This window comes from Sphaerotilus montanus, assembly GCF_013410775.1.
GTDB classification, from domain to species: domain Bacteria; phylum Pseudomonadota; class Gammaproteobacteria; order Burkholderiales; family Burkholderiaceae_C; genus Sphaerotilus; species Sphaerotilus montanus.
Genome location: NZ_JACCFH010000001.1, coordinates 1,777,435 through 1,797,353, shown reverse-complemented (window position 1 = coordinate 1,797,353; position 19,919 = coordinate 1,777,435). Strand labels below are relative to the sequence as shown.

23 protein-coding genes are annotated in these 19,919 nt (G+C 67.7%); 16 read left to right on the top strand and 7 right to left on the bottom strand.

Translation table 11 applies throughout. The annotated features are described in order from the left end of the window. Nucleotides 1–3: 3 nt before the first annotated feature. The 7 genes from BDD16_RS08085 to BDD16_RS08055 are packed head-to-tail and all read left to right on the top strand — an operon-like array spanning nt 4 to nt 4,621. A complete protein-coding gene (locus BDD16_RS08085; protein ID WP_179633474.1) occupies nt 4–1,152 on the top strand; it encodes a VanZ family protein in 1,149 nt (382 codons plus the stop codon). 16 nt (nt 1,153–1,168) lie between these two features. After that, the gene (locus BDD16_RS08080) at nt 1,169–1,507 is read left to right on the top strand and encodes a (2Fe-2S) ferredoxin domain-containing protein (RefSeq protein ID WP_179633473.1); all 339 of its coding nucleotides are present in this window, start codon (nt 1,169–1,171) and stop codon (nt 1,505–1,507) included. A 15-nt stretch (nt 1,508–1,522) separates the two neighbouring features. Next, nucleotides 1,523–2,140 (top strand): alpha/beta hydrolase, encoded by a 618-nt coding sequence (locus BDD16_RS08075; protein WP_179633472.1) that lies wholly within the window; start codon nt 1,523–1,525, stop codon nt 2,138–2,140. A gap of 26 nt (nt 2,141–2,166) precedes the next feature. Continuing rightward, the gene (locus BDD16_RS08070) at nt 2,167–3,315 is read left to right on the top strand and encodes a D-alanyl-D-alanine carboxypeptidase family protein (protein WP_179633471.1); all 1,149 of its coding nucleotides are present in this window, start codon (nt 2,167–2,169) and stop codon (nt 3,313–3,315) included. A gap of 13 nt (nt 3,316–3,328) precedes the next feature. Beyond that, on the top strand, nt 3,329–3,613 hold the full coding sequence (locus BDD16_RS08065) for a DUF493 family protein (protein WP_179633470.1): 285 nt from the start codon (nt 3,329–3,331) through the stop codon (nt 3,611–3,613). Further along, the gene (locus BDD16_RS08060) at nt 3,610–4,323 is read left to right on the top strand and encodes a D-alanyl-D-alanine carboxypeptidase family protein (protein ID WP_179636053.1); all 714 of its coding nucleotides are present in this window, start codon (nt 3,610–3,612) and stop codon (nt 4,321–4,323) included. The genes BDD16_RS08065 and BDD16_RS08060 overlap by 4 nt, the downstream gene beginning before the upstream one ends. 13 nt (nt 4,324–4,336) lie before the next feature. Next, complete coding sequence (locus tag BDD16_RS08055; protein WP_179633470.1) at nt 4,337–4,621, top strand: DUF493 family protein; 285 nt, start codon at nt 4,337–4,339, stop codon at nt 4,619–4,621. 27 nt (nt 4,622–4,648) lie between these two features. Here the strand turns inward: BDD16_RS08055 and BDD16_RS08050 are convergent, their stop codons facing one another. Continuing rightward, nucleotides 4,649–4,858 carry a DUF2788 domain-containing protein gene (locus BDD16_RS08050; RefSeq protein WP_179633469.1) on the bottom strand — a complete coding sequence of 70 codons (210 nt, stop codon included), beginning with the start codon at nt 4,856–4,858 and terminating at the stop codon, nt 4,649–4,651. Between the two features lie 145 nt (nt 4,859–5,003). After that, complete coding sequence (locus BDD16_RS08045) at nt 5,004–5,705, bottom strand: DUF2189 domain-containing protein (RefSeq protein WP_246332487.1); 702 nt, start codon at nt 5,703–5,705, stop codon at nt 5,004–5,006. 133 nt (nt 5,706–5,838) lie between these two features. Here BDD16_RS08045 and BDD16_RS08040 point away from each other — a divergent pair, with 133 nt between their 5' ends. The 3 genes from BDD16_RS08040 to BDD16_RS08030 all read left to right on the top strand — a co-directional run bounded on the left by BDD16_RS08040 (nt 5,839) and on the right by BDD16_RS08030 (nt 7,880). Further along, nucleotides 5,839–6,399 carry a hypothetical protein gene (locus BDD16_RS08040; protein ID WP_179633467.1) on the top strand — a complete coding sequence of 187 codons (561 nt, stop codon included), beginning with the start codon at nt 5,839–5,841 and terminating at the stop codon, nt 6,397–6,399. A gap of 279 nt (nt 6,400–6,678) precedes the next feature. Next, on the top strand, nt 6,679–6,951 hold the full coding sequence (locus BDD16_RS08035; protein ID WP_179633466.1) for a hypothetical protein: 273 nt from the start codon (nt 6,679–6,681) through the stop codon (nt 6,949–6,951). An 80-nt stretch (nt 6,952–7,031) separates the two neighbouring features. Further along, nucleotides 7,032–7,880: an HDOD domain-containing protein gene (locus BDD16_RS08030; protein WP_179633465.1), complete on the top strand. Its 849-nt coding sequence runs from the start codon at nt 7,032–7,034 to the stop codon at nt 7,878–7,880. 5 nt (nt 7,881–7,885) lie between these two features. Here BDD16_RS08030 and BDD16_RS08025 read toward each other — a convergent pair whose 3' ends face one another. After that, nucleotides 7,886–8,416: an SRPBCC family protein gene (locus BDD16_RS08025; RefSeq protein WP_179633464.1), complete on the bottom strand. Its 531-nt coding sequence runs from the start codon at nt 8,414–8,416 to the stop codon at nt 7,886–7,888. 109 nt (nt 8,417–8,525) lie between these two features. Next, on the bottom strand, nt 8,526–9,008 hold the full coding sequence (locus BDD16_RS08020; RefSeq protein ID WP_179633463.1) for an Lrp/AsnC family transcriptional regulator: 483 nt from the start codon (nt 9,006–9,008) through the stop codon (nt 8,526–8,528). Between the two features lie 185 nt (nt 9,009–9,193). Here BDD16_RS08020 and BDD16_RS08015 point away from each other — a divergent pair, with 185 nt between their 5' ends. Beyond that, on the top strand, nt 9,194–10,882 hold the full coding sequence (locus BDD16_RS08015; RefSeq protein WP_179633462.1) for a long-chain-fatty-acid--CoA ligase: 1,689 nt from the start codon (nt 9,194–9,196) through the stop codon (nt 10,880–10,882). A 59-nt stretch (nt 10,883–10,941) separates the two neighbouring features. Here the strand turns inward: BDD16_RS08015 and BDD16_RS08010 are convergent, their stop codons facing one another. Continuing rightward, nucleotides 10,942–11,361 carry an SET domain-containing protein gene (locus BDD16_RS08010; RefSeq protein WP_179633461.1) on the bottom strand — a complete coding sequence of 140 codons (420 nt, stop codon included), beginning with the start codon at nt 11,359–11,361 and terminating at the stop codon, nt 10,942–10,944. A gap of 568 nt (nt 11,362–11,929) precedes the next feature. Between BDD16_RS08010 and BDD16_RS08005 the strand changes: the two genes are divergently transcribed. After that, complete coding sequence (locus BDD16_RS08005) at nt 11,930–13,069, top strand: branched-chain amino acid ABC transporter substrate-binding protein (RefSeq protein ID WP_179633460.1); 1,140 nt, start codon at nt 11,930–11,932, stop codon at nt 13,067–13,069. Between the two features lie 157 nt (nt 13,070–13,226). On the opposite strand, the gene BDD16_RS08000 is transcribed toward BDD16_RS08005, so the two are convergent. Next, nucleotides 13,227–14,428 (bottom strand): IS3 family transposase gene (locus tag BDD16_RS08000; protein ID WP_375139092.1). Its coding sequence is split into 2 segments (ribosomal slippage): nt 13,227–14,140 and nt 14,140–14,428, totalling 1,203 coding nucleotides; the frame shifts between segments, so codons are not numbered across the junction. 63 nt (nt 14,429–14,491) lie between these two features. On the opposite strand from BDD16_RS08000, the gene BDD16_RS07995 reads away from it, so the two are divergent. Beyond that, nucleotides 14,492–17,170, top strand: a complete 2,679-nt coding sequence (locus BDD16_RS07995; RefSeq protein WP_179633459.1) for a bifunctional acetate--CoA ligase family protein/GNAT family N-acetyltransferase — start codon at nt 14,492–14,494, stop codon at nt 17,168–17,170. Nucleotides 17,171–17,235: 65 nt separating this feature from the next. On the opposite strand, the gene BDD16_RS07990 is transcribed toward BDD16_RS07995, so the two are convergent. Next, entirely contained in the window at nt 17,236–17,571 is a 336-nt protein-coding gene (locus tag BDD16_RS07990) for a nucleotide pyrophosphohydrolase (protein WP_179633458.1), read from the bottom strand. 15 nt (nt 17,572–17,586) lie between these two features. Here BDD16_RS07990 and BDD16_RS07985 point away from each other — a divergent pair, with 15 nt between their 5' ends. From BDD16_RS07985 to BDD16_RS07975, 3 genes are read left to right on the top strand one after another with little or no spacing between them, the layout of a single operon-like run. After that, entirely contained in the window at nt 17,587–18,492 is a 906-nt protein-coding gene (locus BDD16_RS07985) for a Rossmann-like and DUF2520 domain-containing protein (RefSeq protein ID WP_179633457.1), read from the top strand. A gap of 44 nt (nt 18,493–18,536) precedes the next feature. Continuing rightward, nucleotides 18,537–19,049 carry a hypothetical protein gene (locus BDD16_RS07980; protein WP_179633456.1) on the top strand — a complete coding sequence of 171 codons (513 nt, stop codon included), beginning with the start codon at nt 18,537–18,539 and terminating at the stop codon, nt 19,047–19,049. Then, the gene (locus tag BDD16_RS07975) at nt 19,036–19,878 is read left to right on the top strand and encodes a DNA/RNA non-specific endonuclease (RefSeq protein ID WP_218897744.1); all 843 of its coding nucleotides are present in this window, start codon (nt 19,036–19,038) and stop codon (nt 19,876–19,878) included. The genes BDD16_RS07980 and BDD16_RS07975 overlap by 14 nt, the downstream gene beginning before the upstream one ends. The last annotated feature ends 41 nt before the right edge of the window (nt 19,879–19,919 follow it).

Here is a 19,919-nt window from a genome sequence, read left to right as displayed (position 1 = left end):
CCGATGCCTGCCTACCGATCCTCTTCCTGGCCGCTGGCCTGGATGTGGGCGGGACTGATCGTCTACGCCAGCCTGCATCCCTTCTGGCCCTGGCAATGGCCAGTGCAGCCGCCCGGACAGGACTGGCGCGGTCTGCTGTGGCTGCCGATGTCGCGCTACACGCGCTTCGATTTCTGGTCCAACTACCTGGCCTACCAGCCGCTCGGCCTGCTGCTGGGGCTGGCCTGGCTGCGGGGGGGTGGTGTGCCGCCCTGGCGAGCCGGCCTGCAGGCCACGCTGGTCGGCGCGGGGCTGTCGCTGGCCATGGAGTGGACGCAGTACTTCCTGCCGCTGCGTGTGCCCTCGCGGATGGACTGGGCCCTCAACAGTGCGGGCGCACTGACCGGGGCGCTGCTCGCGCTGGTGCTGCAGCGCCTGGGCCTGCTGACGCACTGGCAACGCCTGCGCGACGGACTCTTCGTGCCCCATGGCACGCTGGGCCTGATGCTGCTGCTGTCGTGGCCGATCGGGCTGCTGTTTCCGGCGCCGGTGCCGCTGAGCCCGGGCCAGGGCCTCGTGCGGCTGGCCACGCTGCTGGACGGCTGGCTGGCCGACACGCCCTTCGCCGGCTGGGTGCCGCTGCCGGTGCCCGGCAGCACGCTCGCGCCGGGCATCGAGGCCCTGGTCACCGCCCTGGGCCTGCTGGCGCCCTGTCTGGTGAGCTTCGTGATGCTGCGCCGCGCCCGCCACCGCCTGGTCACCCTGGCCGGCGCCTGCGTGCTGGGCATCAGCGCCACGGCCCTGTCCACCGCCCTGAATTTCGGCCCGGACCACGCCATGTCCTGGCTGGCGCCGCCGGTGATTCCAGGCGTGCTGATGGGCATGATCCTGGGGGGAGCGCTGGCGTTCATGCACCGCCGGGTGGTCGCGGCCATCGGGCTGGTCCTGCTGACCATCCTGATCGCGCTGGTCAACCAGACCAGCGCAGACCCGTATTTCGCCCTGAGCCTGAAAGGCTGGGAGCAGGGGCGCTTCATCCGCTTCCATGGTCTGGCACAGTGGATCGGCTGGGTGTGGCCGCTGGCGGCTTTGATATTCCTGATGATCCAGGTCATCACACCCCCCCGGCCGCGCCCCCCGGATGTCCCGCAAGCGACGCCCCCGACAGCCTGACTCCTACAATCCCGGCATGAGCAGCATGAGCAGTTACTACCAGCGCCACATCTTCTTCTGCCTGAACCAGCGCGACAACGGCCAGTCCAGTTGCGGTGACCACCAGGCACAGGCCGGCTTCGACCGCTGCAAGCAGCAGGTCAAGGCGGCCGGACTGGCCGGTCCCGGGCAGGTCCGGGTCAACAAGGCGGGCTGCCTCGACCGCTGCGCGGGCGGCCCCGTCGCCGTGGTCTATCCCGAAGCGACCTGGTACACCTTCGTCGATGACAGCGACATCGACGAGATCGTCGAGTCGCACCTGAAGAACGGCCAGGTCGTCGAACGCCTGGTGCTGCCGGCCGACGTCGGTCGCTGACAGGACGGTTCGCCGATGAACGCCCAGACCGAACGCCTGCACGTGGCCGGACCGGCCGGTGCCATCGAGGTGGCCGTCGACCAGCCGCCGGGCGTCGATGCGCCACGCGGCGTGGCCGTGCTGGCCCACCCGCACCCGCTGTTCGGCGGCACGATGGACAACAAGGTCGTGCAGACCATGGCGCGCGCCTTCCTGCAGATGGGCTACCGCACGGTGCGCTTCAACTTCCGCGGTGTCGGCAGCACCGAGGGCGTGCACGACGAGGGCCGTGGCGAGAGCGACGACCTGCTCGCGGTGGTCGCCGCCCAGCGCACCACCGGCCTGCCGCTGGTGCTCGGCGGCTTCTCCTTCGGCGCCTACGTGACCACGCTGGCGGCCGCCCGGCTGGAAGGCGCCGAGCGGGCCGAGCGCCTGCTGCTGGTCGGCCCCTCCACGCAGCGCGCCCGGCCGGCCGATGTGCCCGAGGACACCGTGGTCATCCACGGCGAGACCGACGACGTCGTGCCCCTGACCGCCACGCTCGACTGGGCCCGCCCGCAACACCTGCCCGTCACCGTGATGCCCGGTGTCGGCCATTTCTTCCACGGTCAACTGCCCCGCCTGCGCCAGCTCATCGTGCGCAGCTGGCACTGACCCCTGCACCTGAACCGACTCCACCGATGAAACGACTCCTTGCCACCCTGGCGATGGCCCTGGTTCTGCCGCATACCCTGGCACAGACCCCGCCGCAGCCCCCCGAAATTGCCGCCAAGGCCTACGTGCTGCTCGATCTGAGCGCCGACCAGGCCCTGGCCGGCCGCAACCCCGACGCCACCGTCGAGCCCGCGTCGCTCACCAAGCTGATGACCGCCTACCTGGTCTTCCAGGCCCTGCGCGACAAGAAGCTCACGCTCGACCAGGAGCTGACCGTCTCCGAGCGCGCCTGGCGCACCGGCATGACCGACGCGTCGCGCATGTACATCCAGGTCGGCAACAAGGTGAAGGTGGAAGACCTCATCAAGGGCATGATCGTGCAGAGCGGCAACGACGCCACCGTGCTGCTGGCCGAAGCCATCGGCGGCTCGGTGGAAAACTTCGTCGCGATGATGAACCGCCAGGCGCAGGCCTTCGGGCTGAAGGTCTCGCAGTTCAAGAACCCGGAAGGCCTGCCCGCGCCCGGCCACGTCAGCACGGTGCGCGAACTCGGCACCATCGCCACGCGGCTGCTGGTCGACTTCCCTGGCGACGTGCGCTACTACGCCCTCAAGGAATTCACCTTCAACAAGATCACGCAGCAGAACCGCAACCTGCTGCTGTGGCGCGACCCGAGCGTCGATGGCCTGAAGACCGGCTACACGGACGCCGCCGGCTACTGCCTGATCGCCACCGCCAAGCGCGATTTCCCCAACGGGCCGCGCAGGCTGATCACCGTGGTCGTGGGCGCGACCTCCAAGGAAGCCCGCGCCGTCGAGAGCCAGAAGCTGCTCAACTGGGGTTACAGCGCCTGGGATTCGGTCAAGGTCTACGACGCCCGCCAGGTCATCACGCAGGCCGAACTCTGGAAGGGCGCCTCCGCCACCGCCAAGCTCGGCACGCAGGCGCCAGTGGTCGTCTCGGTACCGCGTGGCGAGGGCGGGCAGCTCAAGACCCAGCTCGTGCGCACCGATCCGCTGATCGCGCCGCTGACCAAGGGCCAGCAGGTCGGCACGCTCAAGGTGCTGTCGGGCACACGGGTGGTGAGCGAGATTCCGGTGACCGTGCTGGAAGCGGTGGAGCAGGCAGGCATGTTCGGCCGCGCCTGGGACACGCTGCGTCTGTGGATGCGCTGAGCAGGAGCCGGACATGAGCAGCCCGCACGACATTCCACCCGAGCAGTCGCTGATCGAGTATCCCTGCGACTTCCCGATCAAGGTCATGGGCGCGAACGTGGAGGGCTTTGCGGCGGCCATCGCGCACGTGGCGCTCCAGTTCGACCCGGGCTTCGACGCCCTGACCATCGAGCAGCGCCCGAGCAAGGGCGGCAACTACCTCGGCCTGACCATCACCATCCGTGCCACCAGCCGGCCGCAGCTCGACGAGCTGTACCGCACGCTGACGACACATCCGATGGTGAAGATGGTGCTCTGAAGCGACGCGCCAGGCTCCGGGCGTGGCTCACATGTCCAGCAGAAGGCCTGCCCGCGCCCGGCCACGTCAGCACGGTGCGCGAACTCGGCACCATCGCCACGCGGCTGCTGGTCGACTTCCCTGGCGACGTGCGCTACTACGCCCTCAAGGAATTCACCTTCAACAAGATCACGCAGCAGAACCGCAACCTGCTGCTGTGGCGCGACCCGAGCGTCGATGGCCTGAAGACCGGCTACACGGACGCCGCCGGCTACTGCCTGATCGCCACCGCCAAGCGCGATTTCCCCAACGGGCCGCGCAGGCTGATCACCGTGGTCGTGGGCGCGACCTCCAAGGAAGCCCGCGCCGTCGAGAGCCAGAAGCTGCTCAACTGGGGTTACAGCGCCTGGGATTCGGTCAAGGTCTACGACGCCCGCCAGGTCATCACGCAGGCCGAACTCTGGAAGGGCGCCTCCGCCACCGCCAAGCTCGGCACGCAGGCGCCAGTGGTCGTCTCGGTACCGCGTGGCGAGGGCGGGCAGCTCAAGACCCAGCTCGTGCGCACCGATCCGCTGATCGCGCCGCTGACCAAGGGCCAGCAGGTCGGCACGCTCAAGGTGCTGTCGGGCACACGGGTGGTGAGCGAGATTCCGGTGACCGTGCTGGAAGCGGTGGAGCAGGCAGGCATGTTCGGCCGCGCCTGGGACACGCTGCGTCTGTGGATGCGCTGAGCAGGAGCCGGACATGAGCAGCCCGCACGACATTCCACCCGAGCAGTCGCTGATCGAGTATCCCTGCGACTTCCCGATCAAGGTCATGGGCGCGAACGTGGAGGGCTTTGCGGCGGCCATCGCGCACGTGGCGCTCCAGTTCGACCCGGGCTTCGACGCCCTGACCATCGAGCAGCGCCCGAGCAAGGGCGGCAACTACCTCGGCCTGACCATCACCATCCGTGCCACCAGCCGGCCGCAGCTCGACGAGCTGTACCGCACGCTGACGACACATCCGATGGTGAAGATGGTGCTCTGAAGCGACGCGCCAGGCTCCGGGCGTGGCTCACATGTCCAGCAGCCAGGCGATCACGCTCTTGGCCACGAAGCCCACCATGCCGAAGGCCAGCACGATGAACAGCACGAAGGTGCCGAAGCGGCCGGCTTTCGCCTCGCGCGCCAGTTGCGCGATGACAAACAGCATGTAGAGGATGAACGCACCGACACCGACCGTCAGGCCGAACTGGGCAAGCTGTTCCTCGTTGTAGCCGAACATGGACAGGGACGCTGGAGGCGGTGCAGGAGGTGGGTGGAGGCAGGGCGCCGCGATCTTACGCGCAGAGCCCGCAGCCACACCGACAACACCACCGCAAATGACTTGATCCAGCGCAAGCCCGCCAGCGGGCATGCACTGCGGTCGGTCATGGCGCGGCGTACAGATCCCGGTAGGCGTACCAGCTCGCGTGGCCCAGCATCGGCACGACGAACACCAGCCCGACCAGCATCGCCCCCAGGCCGAGCACCGTGAAGCCCATCACCAGCATGGCCCAGACGGCCATCGGCACCGGGTTCTCCAGCACCGTGCGCCAGCTCGCCAGCACCGCCGCCCACACCCCGACCGGTCGGTCGAGCATCATCGGAATCGCCACCACGCTGGAAGCGAACACCGGCGCAGCCAGCAGCCCCCCCAGTGCCAGCCACAACTCGAACAGCCATGAATCGCGGTTGGCCACCACATGGCGCAGGAAATCGACCGGCGTGTCGATCCGGTGCGGTGCCAGCAGCGTGATCAGCGCCGCCGAGGTCATCACCCAGCAGGTCCCGGCGGCGGCCAGCAGCAGGCCGAACACCACCAGCCGCCGGTCCATCGACCGCCACACGGCCACCACGGTCGGCCAGCCGGCCACCTCGCCCCGCTCCAGCGCACGGCTCACGGCGTAGAGCCCGGTCGCCAGGATGGGCGCCACCAGCAGGAACCCCGACAACGACCCGGCCAGCACCCAGAACCGGTCCCTGGCAAACAGCATCAGCAGCAGCCCCAACCCTGCCAGCAGGGCCCCATGGCCGAAGCTCACACCCGGAACCTGACGGATGTCATGCCAGGAACGTTCCAGCCAGGTCATGGGCTGCAGCGGACGCAGCAACCGGACGGCAGAGGGGACAACAGCAGGCGCATTCATGCCCCCGATGCTAGAGCCAGAAATGCTGCAGCGATACCCGTGCCACCCCCGAGGCGCAGCGACATATCATCCCGGCATGATTTCCCCCGGCCACGACACCGCCACACAGCGTTACCTCAATGCGCTGGCCCTTTTCGATGAATTCGTGCGCACGGCCGCCAGCACGGCACCCGATGCAGCGGCGCTGCGCGGACTGGAGCGGCGATTCGCCGAGCGCATCGAGATCCAGCCCAGCTACTGGAGCCAGATCAAGGGCCGCACCCGCCAGATCGGCGAGCGGCTGGCACGCCAGTTCGAGCAGCGCTGCGGCAAGCCCGCCGGCTGGCTCGACCACGCGCACGGCGCCCCCGCACCAGCGGTTGTGGCGCCCACCTCGACCCGCTCCGCTGTGCGCCCGCCCGACACCGGCACGCCACGCGACGAGGACGAACGCTTCATCGTCGAACTGGTGCTGACCTACTACCGCCGCAACCCGCAGCGCGCCCGCCAGCGGCTGCTCGATCTGCTGGGCGAGGTGCTGGTCCCGGTGCCGGCCCCACCACCACCGCCCGCACCGCTGCCCACGGTGGCCGCGGCCGATGCCGCCCTCTGGGCACAGACCCGCCAGAGCATCGCGCCCCTGAAAAAGAAGCGCTGAGCCCCGCGCTGACCGCCTGTCGATCGGCGGCCCGGCCGACAGGCTCTTCACGGATTGATAAACATTCGTTTATCATCTGAGCAACATTCCCTGCAGACCGACACCCGCCCGTGTCACGCCTGGCCCGTGCTGCCTCCCACGATCCAGGCGCGCTGCGGCATGGTCTTTCCCTCCTGTGCTCCATGGAATGTACGGAATGACCCTGATGAAGAATCCGTCCCGGTGGTCGATGTACTGCATGAAACCCCGTGATCCCTGATCTCCCGATGAAAGCCGTCCATGTCCCACCTCTTCGCGCACCTGTCCCTGACGTCGCTGTCGACGCTGATGAACCGCCCGCCCGGGGACACCACGGCAGGCACCTGGCTGCAGACGCTGCGCCAGCGCCGGGTGCGCCGGCGCCTCGACCGCGAACAGGCCGCACTCGAAGCCTGTGCCAGCGAAGGCGCCGAAGTGGCGCTGGGTTCGGTCGAACTGGACGGGCAGCGCTACGGAGCGCTCTACCGCAACGGCGAACTGGTCTGCCTGCTGCCCCCGGCACAGGACATCTGACAGGCGGGCCGATCCGGGGCAACTCAAGTCCGGCCCGGGCACCGCCGATAACGCCGATATCCATCTTCCCGGAGCCGAACATGCTGGCGCAGCCCCTGCCCGATCTCGACGCCTGGTCACGCTACCTCACGAGCCAGCCGATCCCGGTCCTCGCCGACACGGCGGAGGAGCTGGAGTCGCTGGCCGACATCGAGGTCCGGCGCGGCACGGTCGATGCCCACCTGATCAACGAAGCCATCGGCGACGACCCGCTGATGACGCTGCGCGTGTTCTCGCATGCGATGCGGCACCGGGCCGACCGCCAGGTGACCGACGTCGACACGGTGACCGCAGCCGTCGTGCTGATGGGCATCGGGCCCTTCTTCCGGGCCTTCCTGCCGCTGCCTGTGCTGGACGAGCACCTGCAGGCCTGCCCGCAGGCCATCGCCGGGATCCACCGGCGGATCCGCCGGTCCTGGTGCGCGGCACGGCTGGTGACCGAGTTCGCGCTGCTGCACGCGGACAGCCACGCCAGCGCGCTGCAGAAGGCAGCGCTGCTGAACGGCCATGCGGAACTCCTGCTGTGGTGCCATGCACCAGCGCTGGCGCAGACCCTGCAGGAGCGGCGAGAACAGGATCCGCACCAGGAGGCTGCCGCGCTCGAACAGGAAGTGCTGAACGTCGCGCTGGCTCCGCTGGAACACCGGCTGGCCCGGGACTGGGGACTGCCGTCCACGCTGCGGCGGCTGACCGATCCCGATGACCAGCGCAGCATGGTGCTGCTGCAGCCCCAGCGTCGCCTGCTGGTACTCGCATTGACGCTGGCCGAGCGGCTGGAACGCGAAGGGGCCACGGCCACGCCGACGCTGGACGAACTGGAAGAACTCTCCTCGCTGCTGACCCTGTCGACGCCAGCAGTCCAGCGACTGATCGACAACACGCTGGCCTGAACGACTCAGGGCGGGTTCGCAGCGACCGCCAGCCGCTCCAGCCCCTGGTCGAAATCCCGTCCCAGCCGGGCATCGACCACCAGGCTGAGCCAGCGCAGCAGGGCGTTCGGACCCACCTGGGACTCCAGGGTCCAGGTCACCCGGGTCCCGCCTGCCACAGGCTCCAGCCGGAACTCGCCACGGGCACCCGACCTCAGCCGGTCGAAGCTGACCGTGTAGCCCAGCCGGGTCGGCATCTGGACATCGTCGAAGCGCATGCGTCCCTGCCCCAGCACCGCACTGTCCCAGGACCACTGCGCCCCCAGACCCGACTCGGGTCCGTCGTAGCCGATGCGCATCTGCGGATCCCGGACCGGCCAGGGCGACCAGCGCATCCACTGCCGCGGCGATGCCAGCAGCGGCCAGAGCCGGGCGGGCGTCGCCGCGATGACCTTCTGCCGCTCGACCAGATGCCGGTCAGGCAGGGCGTAGGCCGCCAGCACCAGCACCACCATCCATGCCAGGATCGATTTCAGGAAGTTGCGCAGCCAGGTCATTTTGCAAACGTTTCCGATGAAAACGGAAGTTACAAAATATCACGCTGCAAATCCATCCCGGAAACAGGGCACGCCACGCTCGGTCGAGCAGTCCGCCGTGGACAAACGTTCAGATCGGCAATGCGTGCTGGAGCTTGATCTGATCGAGCACGAAACTGGTCCTGCATTCCTGCACGCCGGGGTGCTGCAGCAGCGTGTCCATCATGAAGCGGCCATGGTGCGCCATGTCGGTCACCACGACCCGCAGCAGGTAGCTCATTTCCGTGCTCAGGCAGACGCACTCGGTGACTTCCGGCCAGTCCTGGACAGTGGCGCGAAAGCGCTCGGCGATCCGCGCCCCCGACGCATCGGCCGGACGCTGCAGATGCACCTCGACGAAGGCGGTCAGTGCCAGGCCCAGCTTGTGCGGTGGCACGATCGCGGCATAGCCGGCGATCACCCCCGAGTCCTCCAGCCGGCGCACCCGCCGGAGCACGGCCGAGGCGGACAACTGCACCTGCGCGGCAAGTTCGTCATAGGTGATGCGTCCCTGCAGTTGCAGCGCCGCAAGAATGCGCCGGTCCACGGCGTCCAGCGTCAATTCGGAGTCCATCGAAAGATCATTGCAGCAATGATCCGTACCATCCTGAATCAGCGCTGAGGGCCGGTGGACAGCGCGTTCCACTGTCGCAACAGAGACAACCTGTGGCAACGGCTACGGGCAAGCCCCGAGCGTTGATCCTGACACGCAGCTGAACAATCGGAACCCTGTTGAACCGACCGATCCGGAGTCTCCCCATGCACACCACCACCCGCCCCTGGCTGCAGAGCTACCCGGAAGGCGTGCCTGCGACCATCGATGTCGAGACGCACCGTTCGCTGATCGATCTGCTGGACACCAGCTTCCACCGCCACGCCAACCGGCAGGCCGCCCTGTTCCTCGGCCAGCCGATCTCCTTTCGCACCATCGACGAACAGTCGGTCGCCCTGGGGGCCTGGCTGCAGTCCAGGGGACTGGCCCGCGGCACCCGCGTGGCACTGATGATGCCCAACCTGCCGCAATACATGGTGGCCCTCGCTGCCGTGCTGCGTGCCGGCCTCATCGTCGTCAACGTCAACCCGCTCTACACCGCCCGCGAACTCCAGCACCAGCTCGTCGACTCCGGTGCCGAGGCCATCGTCATCCTGGAAAACTTCGCCGGCACGCTCGCGGAGGTCCTCCATCAGACGCCGGTGAAGCACGTCGTGCTGGCCGCGATGGGCGACATGCTGCCGCCGTGGCGACGTCATCTGGTGAACTTCGTGGTGCGCCATGTGCGCAAGATGGTGCCCGAATACCGGCTGCCGTCCGGCAACGGACACAGCGTCACGCGCTTCAACGACGCCGTCGCGGCAGGCAGTCGCCTGAAACTCGCACGCAGCGCGGTCGGCCCCGACGATGTCGCCTTCCTGCAGTACACCGGTGGCACGACCGGCGTGTCCAAGGGCGCGACACTGCTGCACCGCAACGTGGTGGCCAACATCCTGCAGAGCGAAGCGTGGTTCCAGCCCATGCTGGACCGGTTCGGCAACCAGCAGATGACCAGCGTGTGCGCGCTGCCGCTCTACCACATCTTCGCCCTGACGGTGTCGTACTTCCTGGGCGCGCGCCTGGGCCAGCGGCTGATCCTGATTCCGAATCCGCGCGACCTGCCGGCGCTGATCGGCGCGCTCCAGGGGCACCGCATCCACATGTTCCCGGCCGTCAACACGCTCTACAACGCGCTGGCCCACAACGCCGAGTTCGCGCGGCTCGACTTCTCGCAGCTCGTCGTCTCCAACGGTGGCGGCATGGCGGTGCAGCAGGCCACGGCCGAGAAGTGGCTCAAGGTCACCGGCTGCCCGATCGCCGAGGGCTACGGCCTGTCGGAAACCTCGCCCGTGGCCACCGCCAACCGCATCGACCTGAAGGAGTTCACGGGCACCATCGGCCTGCCGGTGCCTTCGACCGACATCGCCATCCGCGACGATGACGGCCAGGACGTGCCGGCCGGCCAGCCGGGCGAGATCTGCATCCGTGGGCCGCAGGTGATGGCCGGCTACTGGCGGCGCCCCGACGAGACGGCCCAGGTCATGACCGCCGACGGCTACTTCAAGTCCGGCGACATCGGCGTGATGGACGAGCGCGGCTACGTCCGCATCGTCGACCGCAAGAAGGACATGATCCTGGTGTCCGGCTTCAACGTGTACCCGACCGAGATCGAGCAGGTGGTCAACCTGCACCCCGGCGTGCTCGAGTGTGCGGCGATCGGCATCCCGGACGCGCGCACCGGCGAAGCGGTCAAGCTGTTCGTCGTCAAGGACGATCCGGCGCTCGCCGAAGAGGATCTGGCGGCTTACTGCAAGGAAAACTTCACCGCCTACAAGCGGCCGAAGCTCATCGAGTTTCGTGACGAGCTGCCCAAGAGCAACGTCGGCAAGATCCTGCGTCGTGAATTGCGCACCTGATATCCACCGACTCTCCACAGCCCTGTGCACCGGCTGTGCACCGCTGCTTCACCGGTTGTTCACAGCTTTCCCGCACAGTTGACCGCACCACAACGGCAGGTCAGGCGGCCTTCGTGGTGCGTTTCACCGTAGTTGCAGGTGATTTCCTCGCCTGCTGAAATCGCCCGCATCGCATAGATCTCGATGCGTCCCTGCCGGATGCGCAGCACCGCATTGGGCGCACAGGAGTGGTTCGTGAAACGCAGCGGATCGCTCGATCTGGACGCATCGATCGCTCTTCTTGGCGAAATTTCGACCATCATGATGCGTTCCATCGTCTTCACGCGTTCCCAGGCCTCGTGGACGCTGATCATCTCTCCACGGATCTCGCCGATCTTGCGCCGGGCCGGAATCGCTTCACCGGCAAAAGCGCCGGTGCCTTCGATCGGACTGGGTGCGGCCAGGACGGCGTACTTCTGAGGGTTGGCAGGCGTGCCCATGGACGGATCCCCGATCGTGAAAGCCGTGGATGGTACGGGTTGCCGTCACCGGAGCGAGCAGCGAGGCGCAGCACACGGTCACGGCGCGCTGCATGAACAACTCTGTGGAGAACCGATGAACAGGTGTGGAGTTGTTCATGAAAAACCGGCCGCCCGGAAAGTTGATCCCTCTGACTCCCATGTTGCTCCACCGGGTCACACACAGACTTGTCACCAGCTCAAGTGCTTGATTTATAAGGAGAAAACAGGGTTATGCACAAAAAACCGCCCCCTCTACTACTATCTACTATCTATAAAAACATAAATAAGAGCAGAGAAGAACAAAAAAGAAGTCCGGACAACAAGACCCTGAATCGCAGGAGCCTTCTTGGAAAGAACGCGTGCTGAACAGGAAAGACCTTGGCTGCGCATCTGGCGAAGCACCGAACCCGAGAGGGCTCCAGTGAAGACACGCAGCGCTGGCACACATCTTGAAAGACAGCGGGGCTTGCCAGCGCAAGGCCTCCAGGCTGCTGGCAGACGGTTTCCCGGTTCTTCTCATCCCTGGTCCTAGTCGGAGTCTGAATCCATGAATCACAAGCTCAACGTCGTCATCGCCGCAGCTGCTTTTGCAGCGGTCACCCAGGTCAGCGCCCAGGAAGTGGTCAAGATCGGCCATGTGGGCCCGACCAGCGGCGGCATTGCCCACCTGGGCAAGGACAACGAGAACGGCGCGCGCATGGCGATCGACGAACTCAACGCCAAGGGCGTGTCGATCGGTGGCAAGAAGGTCAAGTTCGAACTGCTGGCCGAAGACGATGGTGGTGACCCGAAGCAGGGCACGGCCGCAGCGCAGAAGCTGGTGGACTCGAAGGTCGTCGGTGTGGTGGGTCACCTGAACTCGGGCACCTCGATCCCGGCGTCGAAGATCTACAGCGACGCGGGCATTCCGCAGATCTCGCCGTCGGCGACGAACCCGAAGTTCACGCGCCAGGGCTTCAAGACGACGTTCCGCGTGGTGGCGGACGACGTGCACCTGGGTGGCACGCTGGGCCGTTACGCCGCCAAGGAGCTGAAGGGCAAGTCGATCGCGGTGATCGATGACCGCACGGCGTATGGCCAGGGCGAGGCCGACGAGTTCGAGAAGGGCGTGAAGGGCGCGGGCGGCAAGACGGTGGCACGCGAGTTCACGAACGACAAGGCGACGGACTTCACCGCGATCTTGACCAACCTGAAGGCCAAGAAGCCGGACATCGTGTTCTTCGGCGGCATGGACGCGGTGGCGGGCCCGATGATCCGCCAGATGAAGCAGCTGGGCATCAAGGCGAAGTTCATGGGCGGCGACGGCATCTGCTCGGGCGAGCTGCCGAAGCTGTCGGGCGGCGCGATGGACGACGGGCAAGTCGTGTGCGCGGAAGCGGGCGGCGTCGAAGGCGAGCAGAAGAAGGGCATGGAGGACTTCAAGGCGCGCTTCAAGACGAAGTTCAACGCGGACGTGCAGATCTACGCACCGTACGTGTACGACGCGCTGAACGTGATGGTGGCGGCGATGGAGAAGGCGGGGTCGAGCGATCCGGCGAAGTACCTGCCGGTGCTGGCGAAGACGGCGGGCTACAAGGGCGTGACGGGCAACATCAGCTTCGACGAGAAGGGCGACGTGAAGAACGGCGCGCTGACGATGTTCACCTACAAGGGCGGCAACCGCGAGCAGATCGCCGTCGTGCGCTGATCCTCATTTCCTGAGGGACCCGCAAAGCGTCCATGCGGCGTTTTGCACACCAGAACCCGCTTGCTGTTTGCGCAACAGCAAGCGGGTTTTCTGTTGTCTGCTGCGCTGCACCAGTCGGGCCGTTCCTTGCCGTATGCTGGACCGTCTCCTGTCCTGGTCAAGTTATTTCGCACAGCCCGATAGGTTGTGTGATTGCCGATTGATGCTCGAAGGCATTGGGTGGCAAGTTGCCCAGTGTGGAGTGCAGACGCACGCTGTTGTAGAAGCTGACGATGTAGTCGGCGATGTCGCTCGTGGCCTCGGCATGGTTGGCGTAATCGCGCTGCCAGACGCGCTCCATCTTGAGGTTCAGGAAGAAGCGCTCCATCACCGCGTTGTCCCAGCAGTTGCCCTTGCGGCTCATGCTGCCGACCAGGCCGTGTCTGGCCAGCAGCGCCTGATGCGCCGCGCTGGCGTACTGGCTGCCGCGATCCGTGTGGACGATCAAGCCCGGCGCAGGTTGGCGCTGCACGATGGCCAGTTGCAACGCCCGGCACACCAGCCCGGCCTGCATGTCCGGGGCCATCGCCCAGCCCACCACCTTGCGCGCAAACAAGTCCAGCACCACCGCCAGATACAGCCAGCCGCTGCGCGTGCGGATGTAGGTGATGTCGGCGACCCAGGCCTGATCGGGCCGCGTCGGGTTGAACTGTCGGGCCAGCACATTGGGCGAGATCGGCAGCGCGTGTTTGCTGTCGGTCGTGTGCACGAACTTGCGCTTCCACGTCGAGCGCAGACCATGCTGGCACATCAAACGGCGCACGCGGTAGATCCCCATGACGATGCCACGCGAGGCCACCGCCGTGCGCAGCCGTCGGCTGCCGTACGCCCCGCCGCTGGCCGCAAATGCCGCCTTCAGTTGCACGCTGGCCTCGCACACCGCCGGCTGCATTCGGCTGCGCCTGCGGGCCGCGTAGTAGCCCGAGCGGCTGATGCCCAGCACCCGGCAAACCTGCTCCACCACCGCGGCCTTCTCTTGCAGTTGCCCGACGAGCTTGAAGCTCATCGCAGTTCCCGGGCAAAGAAGGCCGATGCTTTTTTTAAAACTTCTACGTCGCCCCGGAGTTGCTTGTTCTCGGCTTCGAGCTGGCGGATGCGCTGGTGCTCCGCCGTCAACGGCTTGCCGATGCCAGGCTGCCCCAGCTGTTCCGCATCGGCCTGTGCCAGCCAGCGCCGCACCGCCGTCTCGCCCAGCTTCATGTCCCGGCAGACCTCGCCAATGCCCAGGCCCTGCGACCGGATCATCTGCACGATCTGCAGCTTGAAGCTCGCGTCAAAGACTCTTCGTTTCGTGTTCGTCACGTTCGTTGTCCAGGTGATTTCCACCTATCGGTGTGTGCGAAATCATTAGACCAGGACATCCTTCTCAACGGGTGTGCCCACGTGGACCATCATTTCCTGACGCCGCTGTTTTCCCCCAAGTCGATCGTCGTGTTCGCGGGGCCGCCGGACCATCTGGACGAGGCACCGTCGCTGGCCCGCGCCATGCTCCGCGAGCTGCAGGCGCACAAGTTCGACGGCACGCTGACCTTTCTCGATGTCGACATGACGGGCACGCTGTCCGATCTGGCCCAGTCGCGGGCCGATCTGGCGATCATCGCGCTGCCACACCCGCGCATCGCGGCCGCGCTGGAGATTGCCGGCCGCATCCGCTGCCGCGCCGCGCTGGTGCTGTCCACCGGGCTTCCGGCTGCGGAGTGCGCGGACCTGCACGCGATCGCGCGCCGACACGGCATGCACCTGCTGGGGCCGAACAGCCTGGGCCTGCAGCGTCCCTTGCTCAAGCTCAACGCCAGTGCCGCCGGACGACTCGCCGCCACCGGCCCGCTCGCGCTGGTCTGCCAGTCGGGGGCGCTGACGGCGTCCATCCTCGACTGGGCGGCACGCAATGCGGTCGGGTTCTCCACCGTGGTCTCGCTCGGGGCCAATACCGCTGTCGACCTGACGCAGGTACTGGACTTCCTGGCCAACGACGCCTCCACCCAGAGCATCCTCGTCTACATGGAGGGCATCCACGATGCCCGCCGCTTCATGAGCGCGCTGCGGGCGGCGGCGTTTGCCAAGCCGGTGGTGGTGATGAAGGCCGGGCGCCAGCCGGCGGGCTCCAAGGCCGCGCTGACCCACTCGGCCAGCATCGTCGGCTCGGACGACGTGTTCGAGGCGGCGTTGCGCCGCGCGGGGGTCGTGCGGGTGCGGGCCTTCACGCAGCTGTTCTCGGCCGCCAAGTGTCTGGCCTCGCGCTACAAGCCGATCGGCAAGGGGCTGGCGATCGTCACCAACGGCGGCGGTCCGGCGGTGCTGGCGGCCGACCGTGCCAACGAGATCGGCCTGGAGGTGGCGCGCCTGGTGGACACCAGCTGCACCGAACTCGCGCCCCACCTGTCACCCCACGCCACGCTGGAATCCGTCATCGACCTGGGCGAAGAGGCCACGCCGGCCCAGTTCCGTGCCGCGTTGCAGGCCTGCGCCAAGGACCGCTCGGTCCACGGCGTCCTGGTGATCTACTCGCCCAAGCTCGACAGCGACCCGGACGCCATCGCGCAGGTCGTCTGCGACAACGTGCACGCCATGGGCAAACCGGTGATGACCTGCTGGATGGGCGACGAGCGGGTGCGCGATGCCCGCATCATGCTCAACGCGATCGCCATCCCGACCTTCCGCACGCCGGAGGCCGCCGTCGATGCCTTCGCCAACGTGGCGAGCTTCTACCAGAACCAGCAACTGCTGCAGCAGACACCGCCGCCGCAGTCCACGCTGGCACGGCCCGATGTCGAGGGCGCGCGGCTGCTGATCGAGGGTGTGCTGGCCGAGCGCCGGCGCGTGCTGACCGAGATGGAGTCCAAGGCGCTGCTGGCCGCCTTCCACATCCCGGTCACCCGCACCATGCTGGCCCGCACCGCCACCGAGGCGATGCTGATCGCCAGCCAGCTCGGCTACCCGGTGGCGCTGAAGATCGACTCGCCCGACATCAGCCACAAGTCCGATGTCGAGGGCGTGGCGCTCAACATCCTGACCGCCACCCAGGTGCGCGATGTCTTCACCGACATGCTGGCCGCCGTGCGCCGGGTGCAGCCGCAGGCGCGCATCAACGGCGTGACCATCCAGCCCATGAGCGGCAAGAAGCGCGGCCGCGAGATCTACATCGGCCTGACCACCGACGTGCCCTTCGGCCCGGTGATCACCTTCGGCTCGGGCGGCACGATGATCGAGCTGATCGCCGACCGGGCGATGGAACTTCCGCCGCTGAACCAGTTCCTGGCCCGCCGGCTGATCGAGCGGGCGCGGGTGTCGACCCTGCTGGGCGAGTGGCGCGGTGCGCCGGCGGCCGATGTCGAGGCGGTCGAGCAGATCCTGCTGCGTGTTTCGGAGATGGTCTGCGAGCTGCCGCAGCTGCGCGAGATGGACATCAACCCCATCATCGTGGACCACGAGGGCGCGGTGGCGGTGGACGCGCGCATCGTCATCGACCATGCCGGCCCGACCGCCCGCGACTACAACCACCTGGCCATCCTGCCCTACCCGAGCAGCTACGAGCGCGAGTGGCCGATGAAGGGCGGAGACCTTTACACCATCCGCCCGATCCGCCCGGACGATGCCGACATGCTGCAGGCCTTCACCCGCAGCCTGTCGGAGGAGAGCCGCTACTTCCGCTTCGCCAGCGCGATGCACGAGCTGCCAGCGCGCATGCTGGCCCGCTACACGCTGATCGACTACGACCGCGAGATGGCGCTGGTGGCGGTGCATGTCGACCGGCGCCCCGGCGAGGACGGGGTCTTCGTCGAGACCGAGCAGATCATCGGCGTGTCGCGCTTCATCACCAACCCGGACCAGACCACCTGCGAGTTCTCGCTGGTGGTGTCGGACGACTACAAGGGCCAGGGGCTGGGCTCGCGGCTGATGCTGTCGATCGCCGACTTCGCGCGCAACAAGGGGCTGGCGCACATCGAGGGGCTGGTGCTGGCCAACAACCCCAACATGCTGCGGCTGATGCGCGGTCTGGGCTACGAGGTGCGGCCCTTCCCGGAGGATCCGGACTTCAAGCTGGTCGTCAAGGCGCTCTGAGGGGCCTTGCAGCGCCTGGCGCCACCGCCAGGCCCCCCCGGGGCTTGCGGGCCGGGAAAACGCGCTCAGAGGCCCGGATCGGCCGGGCGCCCCGGCGGGTACTTGACCGCGTTCAGCCCGATCTTGCGGTCCACGGCCGCCGCGACGTCCACGCCGCAGCGGTCGGCGATCTGCACCAGGTAGACCAGCACGTCGGCGATCTCCTCGCCCAGGTGCTGCTGCACGGCGGGATCGTCCGCGACGCGGGTGGAGGCCTCGGGCGTCATCCACTGGAAGATCTCGACCAGCTCGGCCGCCTCGACCACCATGGCCATCGCCAGGTTCTTGGGCGTCTGGTAGGGCTCCCAGCCACGTTCGGCCGAGAAATCGCGCAGGCGGGCCTGCAGTGCGGGGATGTCCATGGGCATCATCCTGCCATGAACACCCCTGACGTTTCTTCCGTTTCCTCACCCCTGCCGGACCTGCCTGCATTGCGCATCGGCCTGGTCGGCGCTGGCCGCGTGGCGCGGGCGCTGGTGCTCGCGCTGGACCGAGCCGGCCTGCCGGTGGTCGCGGTCGGCAGCCGGCAGCCCGAGCGGCTGTCCGCAGCAAGTTATCCACAGCCCAGCACGCCGCAGCAGCAGGCGGTCGACCGTGCCGATCTGGTGCTGCTCACCGTGGCGGACGATGCGATCGCGCCGGTGGCGGCGTCGCTGCGCTGGCGGGCCGGGCAGGCCGTGGTGCACTGCAGCGGCGCCACCGAGGTCGCCGCGCTCGCCCCCGCCGCGCAGGCCGGCGCCCACACGGGCGGCTTCCATCCGCTGCAGATCTTCTCCGACCCGGAACAAGCCGCGCACCGCCTGGCCGGCAGCACCGCGGCGATCGAGGCCGGCCCCGCGCTGATGCCGACGCTGCATGCGCTGGCGGCGGCGCTCGGCATGCCGGCCACCGTGCTGCCGCCGGGTATGCGGGTGCGCTACCACGTGGCGGCCGGCTACGCGGCGAGTTTCCTGCTGCCGGTGCTGCAGGAGGCGGTGGCGCTGTGGGCCAGCTTCGGCGTGGACGAGGCCGAGGCGCTGCGGGCGCTGCTGCCGCTGTCGCGCGGCACGCTGGAGGCCGTCGGGGCGCGGGGACTGGCCGGGGCGGTGTCGGGGCCGATCGCACGGGGTGACCTCGGCGTGGTGCAGCGCCACCTGGAAGCGCTAGAGGCGCTCGGGCCGCAGCGGGCGGCGTTCTACCGCTTCCTGGCCGGCCCGCAGCCCGCGCTGGCGCGGCAGGCCGGACGTTTGGATGAGGATTTGTGCAGGCGCCTCGATTTTTTACTCCGGGATGCGGACTGTTAAGAAAAAGAACGACACAATTTGCGCAAATCCAGCTTTCATCTGCCATGGCCCGCCTGTCGTCCCCCGCCCACAACCCCTTCTCGACTGCCTCGGCTGCCGATGGCGTCGAGCCGTACGTCTCGCCGCCGAGTCTGCGCGGGGTGGACTACAGCGTCCCGGGCGGGTATCGGCACCATGTCGAACGGTCCTGGCTGGTGCCGAGCCGGCCGGTGCTGCTGGGGCTGCTGTGCGTGGCGGGGCTGATGTTCTATCTGCGCAGCGACCGGATCCTGCCCGTGCTCATGGGCACGACGACGACCCGGCTGCCGGTGCCGGACCGGGCCGCCTCGGCGGTCAATCCGTGGACGGGCGAGGCGCACTGGGGCCGCACGCCGAAGCAGGCCGAGGCCTTCCCGCTCGAATTCCCCGCCAACCTGCCAGCCACGGCGGCGGGACCGGCCACGGGCAGCGGCTCCGGGGTTGTCAAGTGCGTCCAGGCGGACGGGATGGTGGTGTACCAGCAGCGCGATTGCGGCCCTGCGGCTTCGGCAATCAGGTCCGCCAGTGGCAGCCGCTGAGGGCTTCGGGCGCGCCCTGCGCCTGCTGGCGGGGCTGGGGTTCGCGGTCCTGCTCGCGGCCTGCGGCGGCGGTGACGAGGATCCGGGCGAGGACACTACGCCAGTGCCAACGGTGTATCCCGCCCCGAACGGTCCGGTGGCCACCGACCGGGTCATCCGCCAGGACTACGGCGGCTACCAGCTCACCTACGACTGCACCACGCACACCGCGCTGCAGTACAGCTACACCCTCGGTTTCGACGACGGCACCGTCGCTCGCCCCACCAGCTTCAAGCTCGATCCCACCCTGCCCGAGGGCTGTGGACAACAGACGACGGCCAACAGCTACGCCGCGGCCATCCACCCCGGCTACGACCGCGGCCACCTCGTCTCGTCCAACCACATGGACTACAACGCGGACTACATCCTGCGGGCCAACTACATGACGAACATCGTCCCGCAGGTGGCGACGTTCAACCGCAATGTCTGGCTCGACGCCGAGAACGTCGCCGAGTGCTACCGCGACATCGCTCCGGTGCAGGTCTATGGCGGCGTGGTCTACAGCGATCCGACCAACGACTGGTTCCTCGCCAGCCACGGCATCCGCACGCCCGAGTTCTTCTGGAAGGCCATCCTCACCACCGACCCGGCCACGGGTGCGGCCAAGGCCATCGCCTGGTACATCCCCAACGTCGAAGGGCTGACCGCGCTCGATCCCTACCTCGTCAGCATCGACGAGCTGGAGCGTCTGGTCGGCACCGGACTGGTCGGCATCACCGCGCCCGCCGCCGTCAAGGCGATGAAGCCGGCGACGAGCTGGCCGCTGCCCGCGGGCTGCAACTACACCTGATCCAGCAGGTACGGCCGGTATGCTGCGCGCCAGGAGAATGG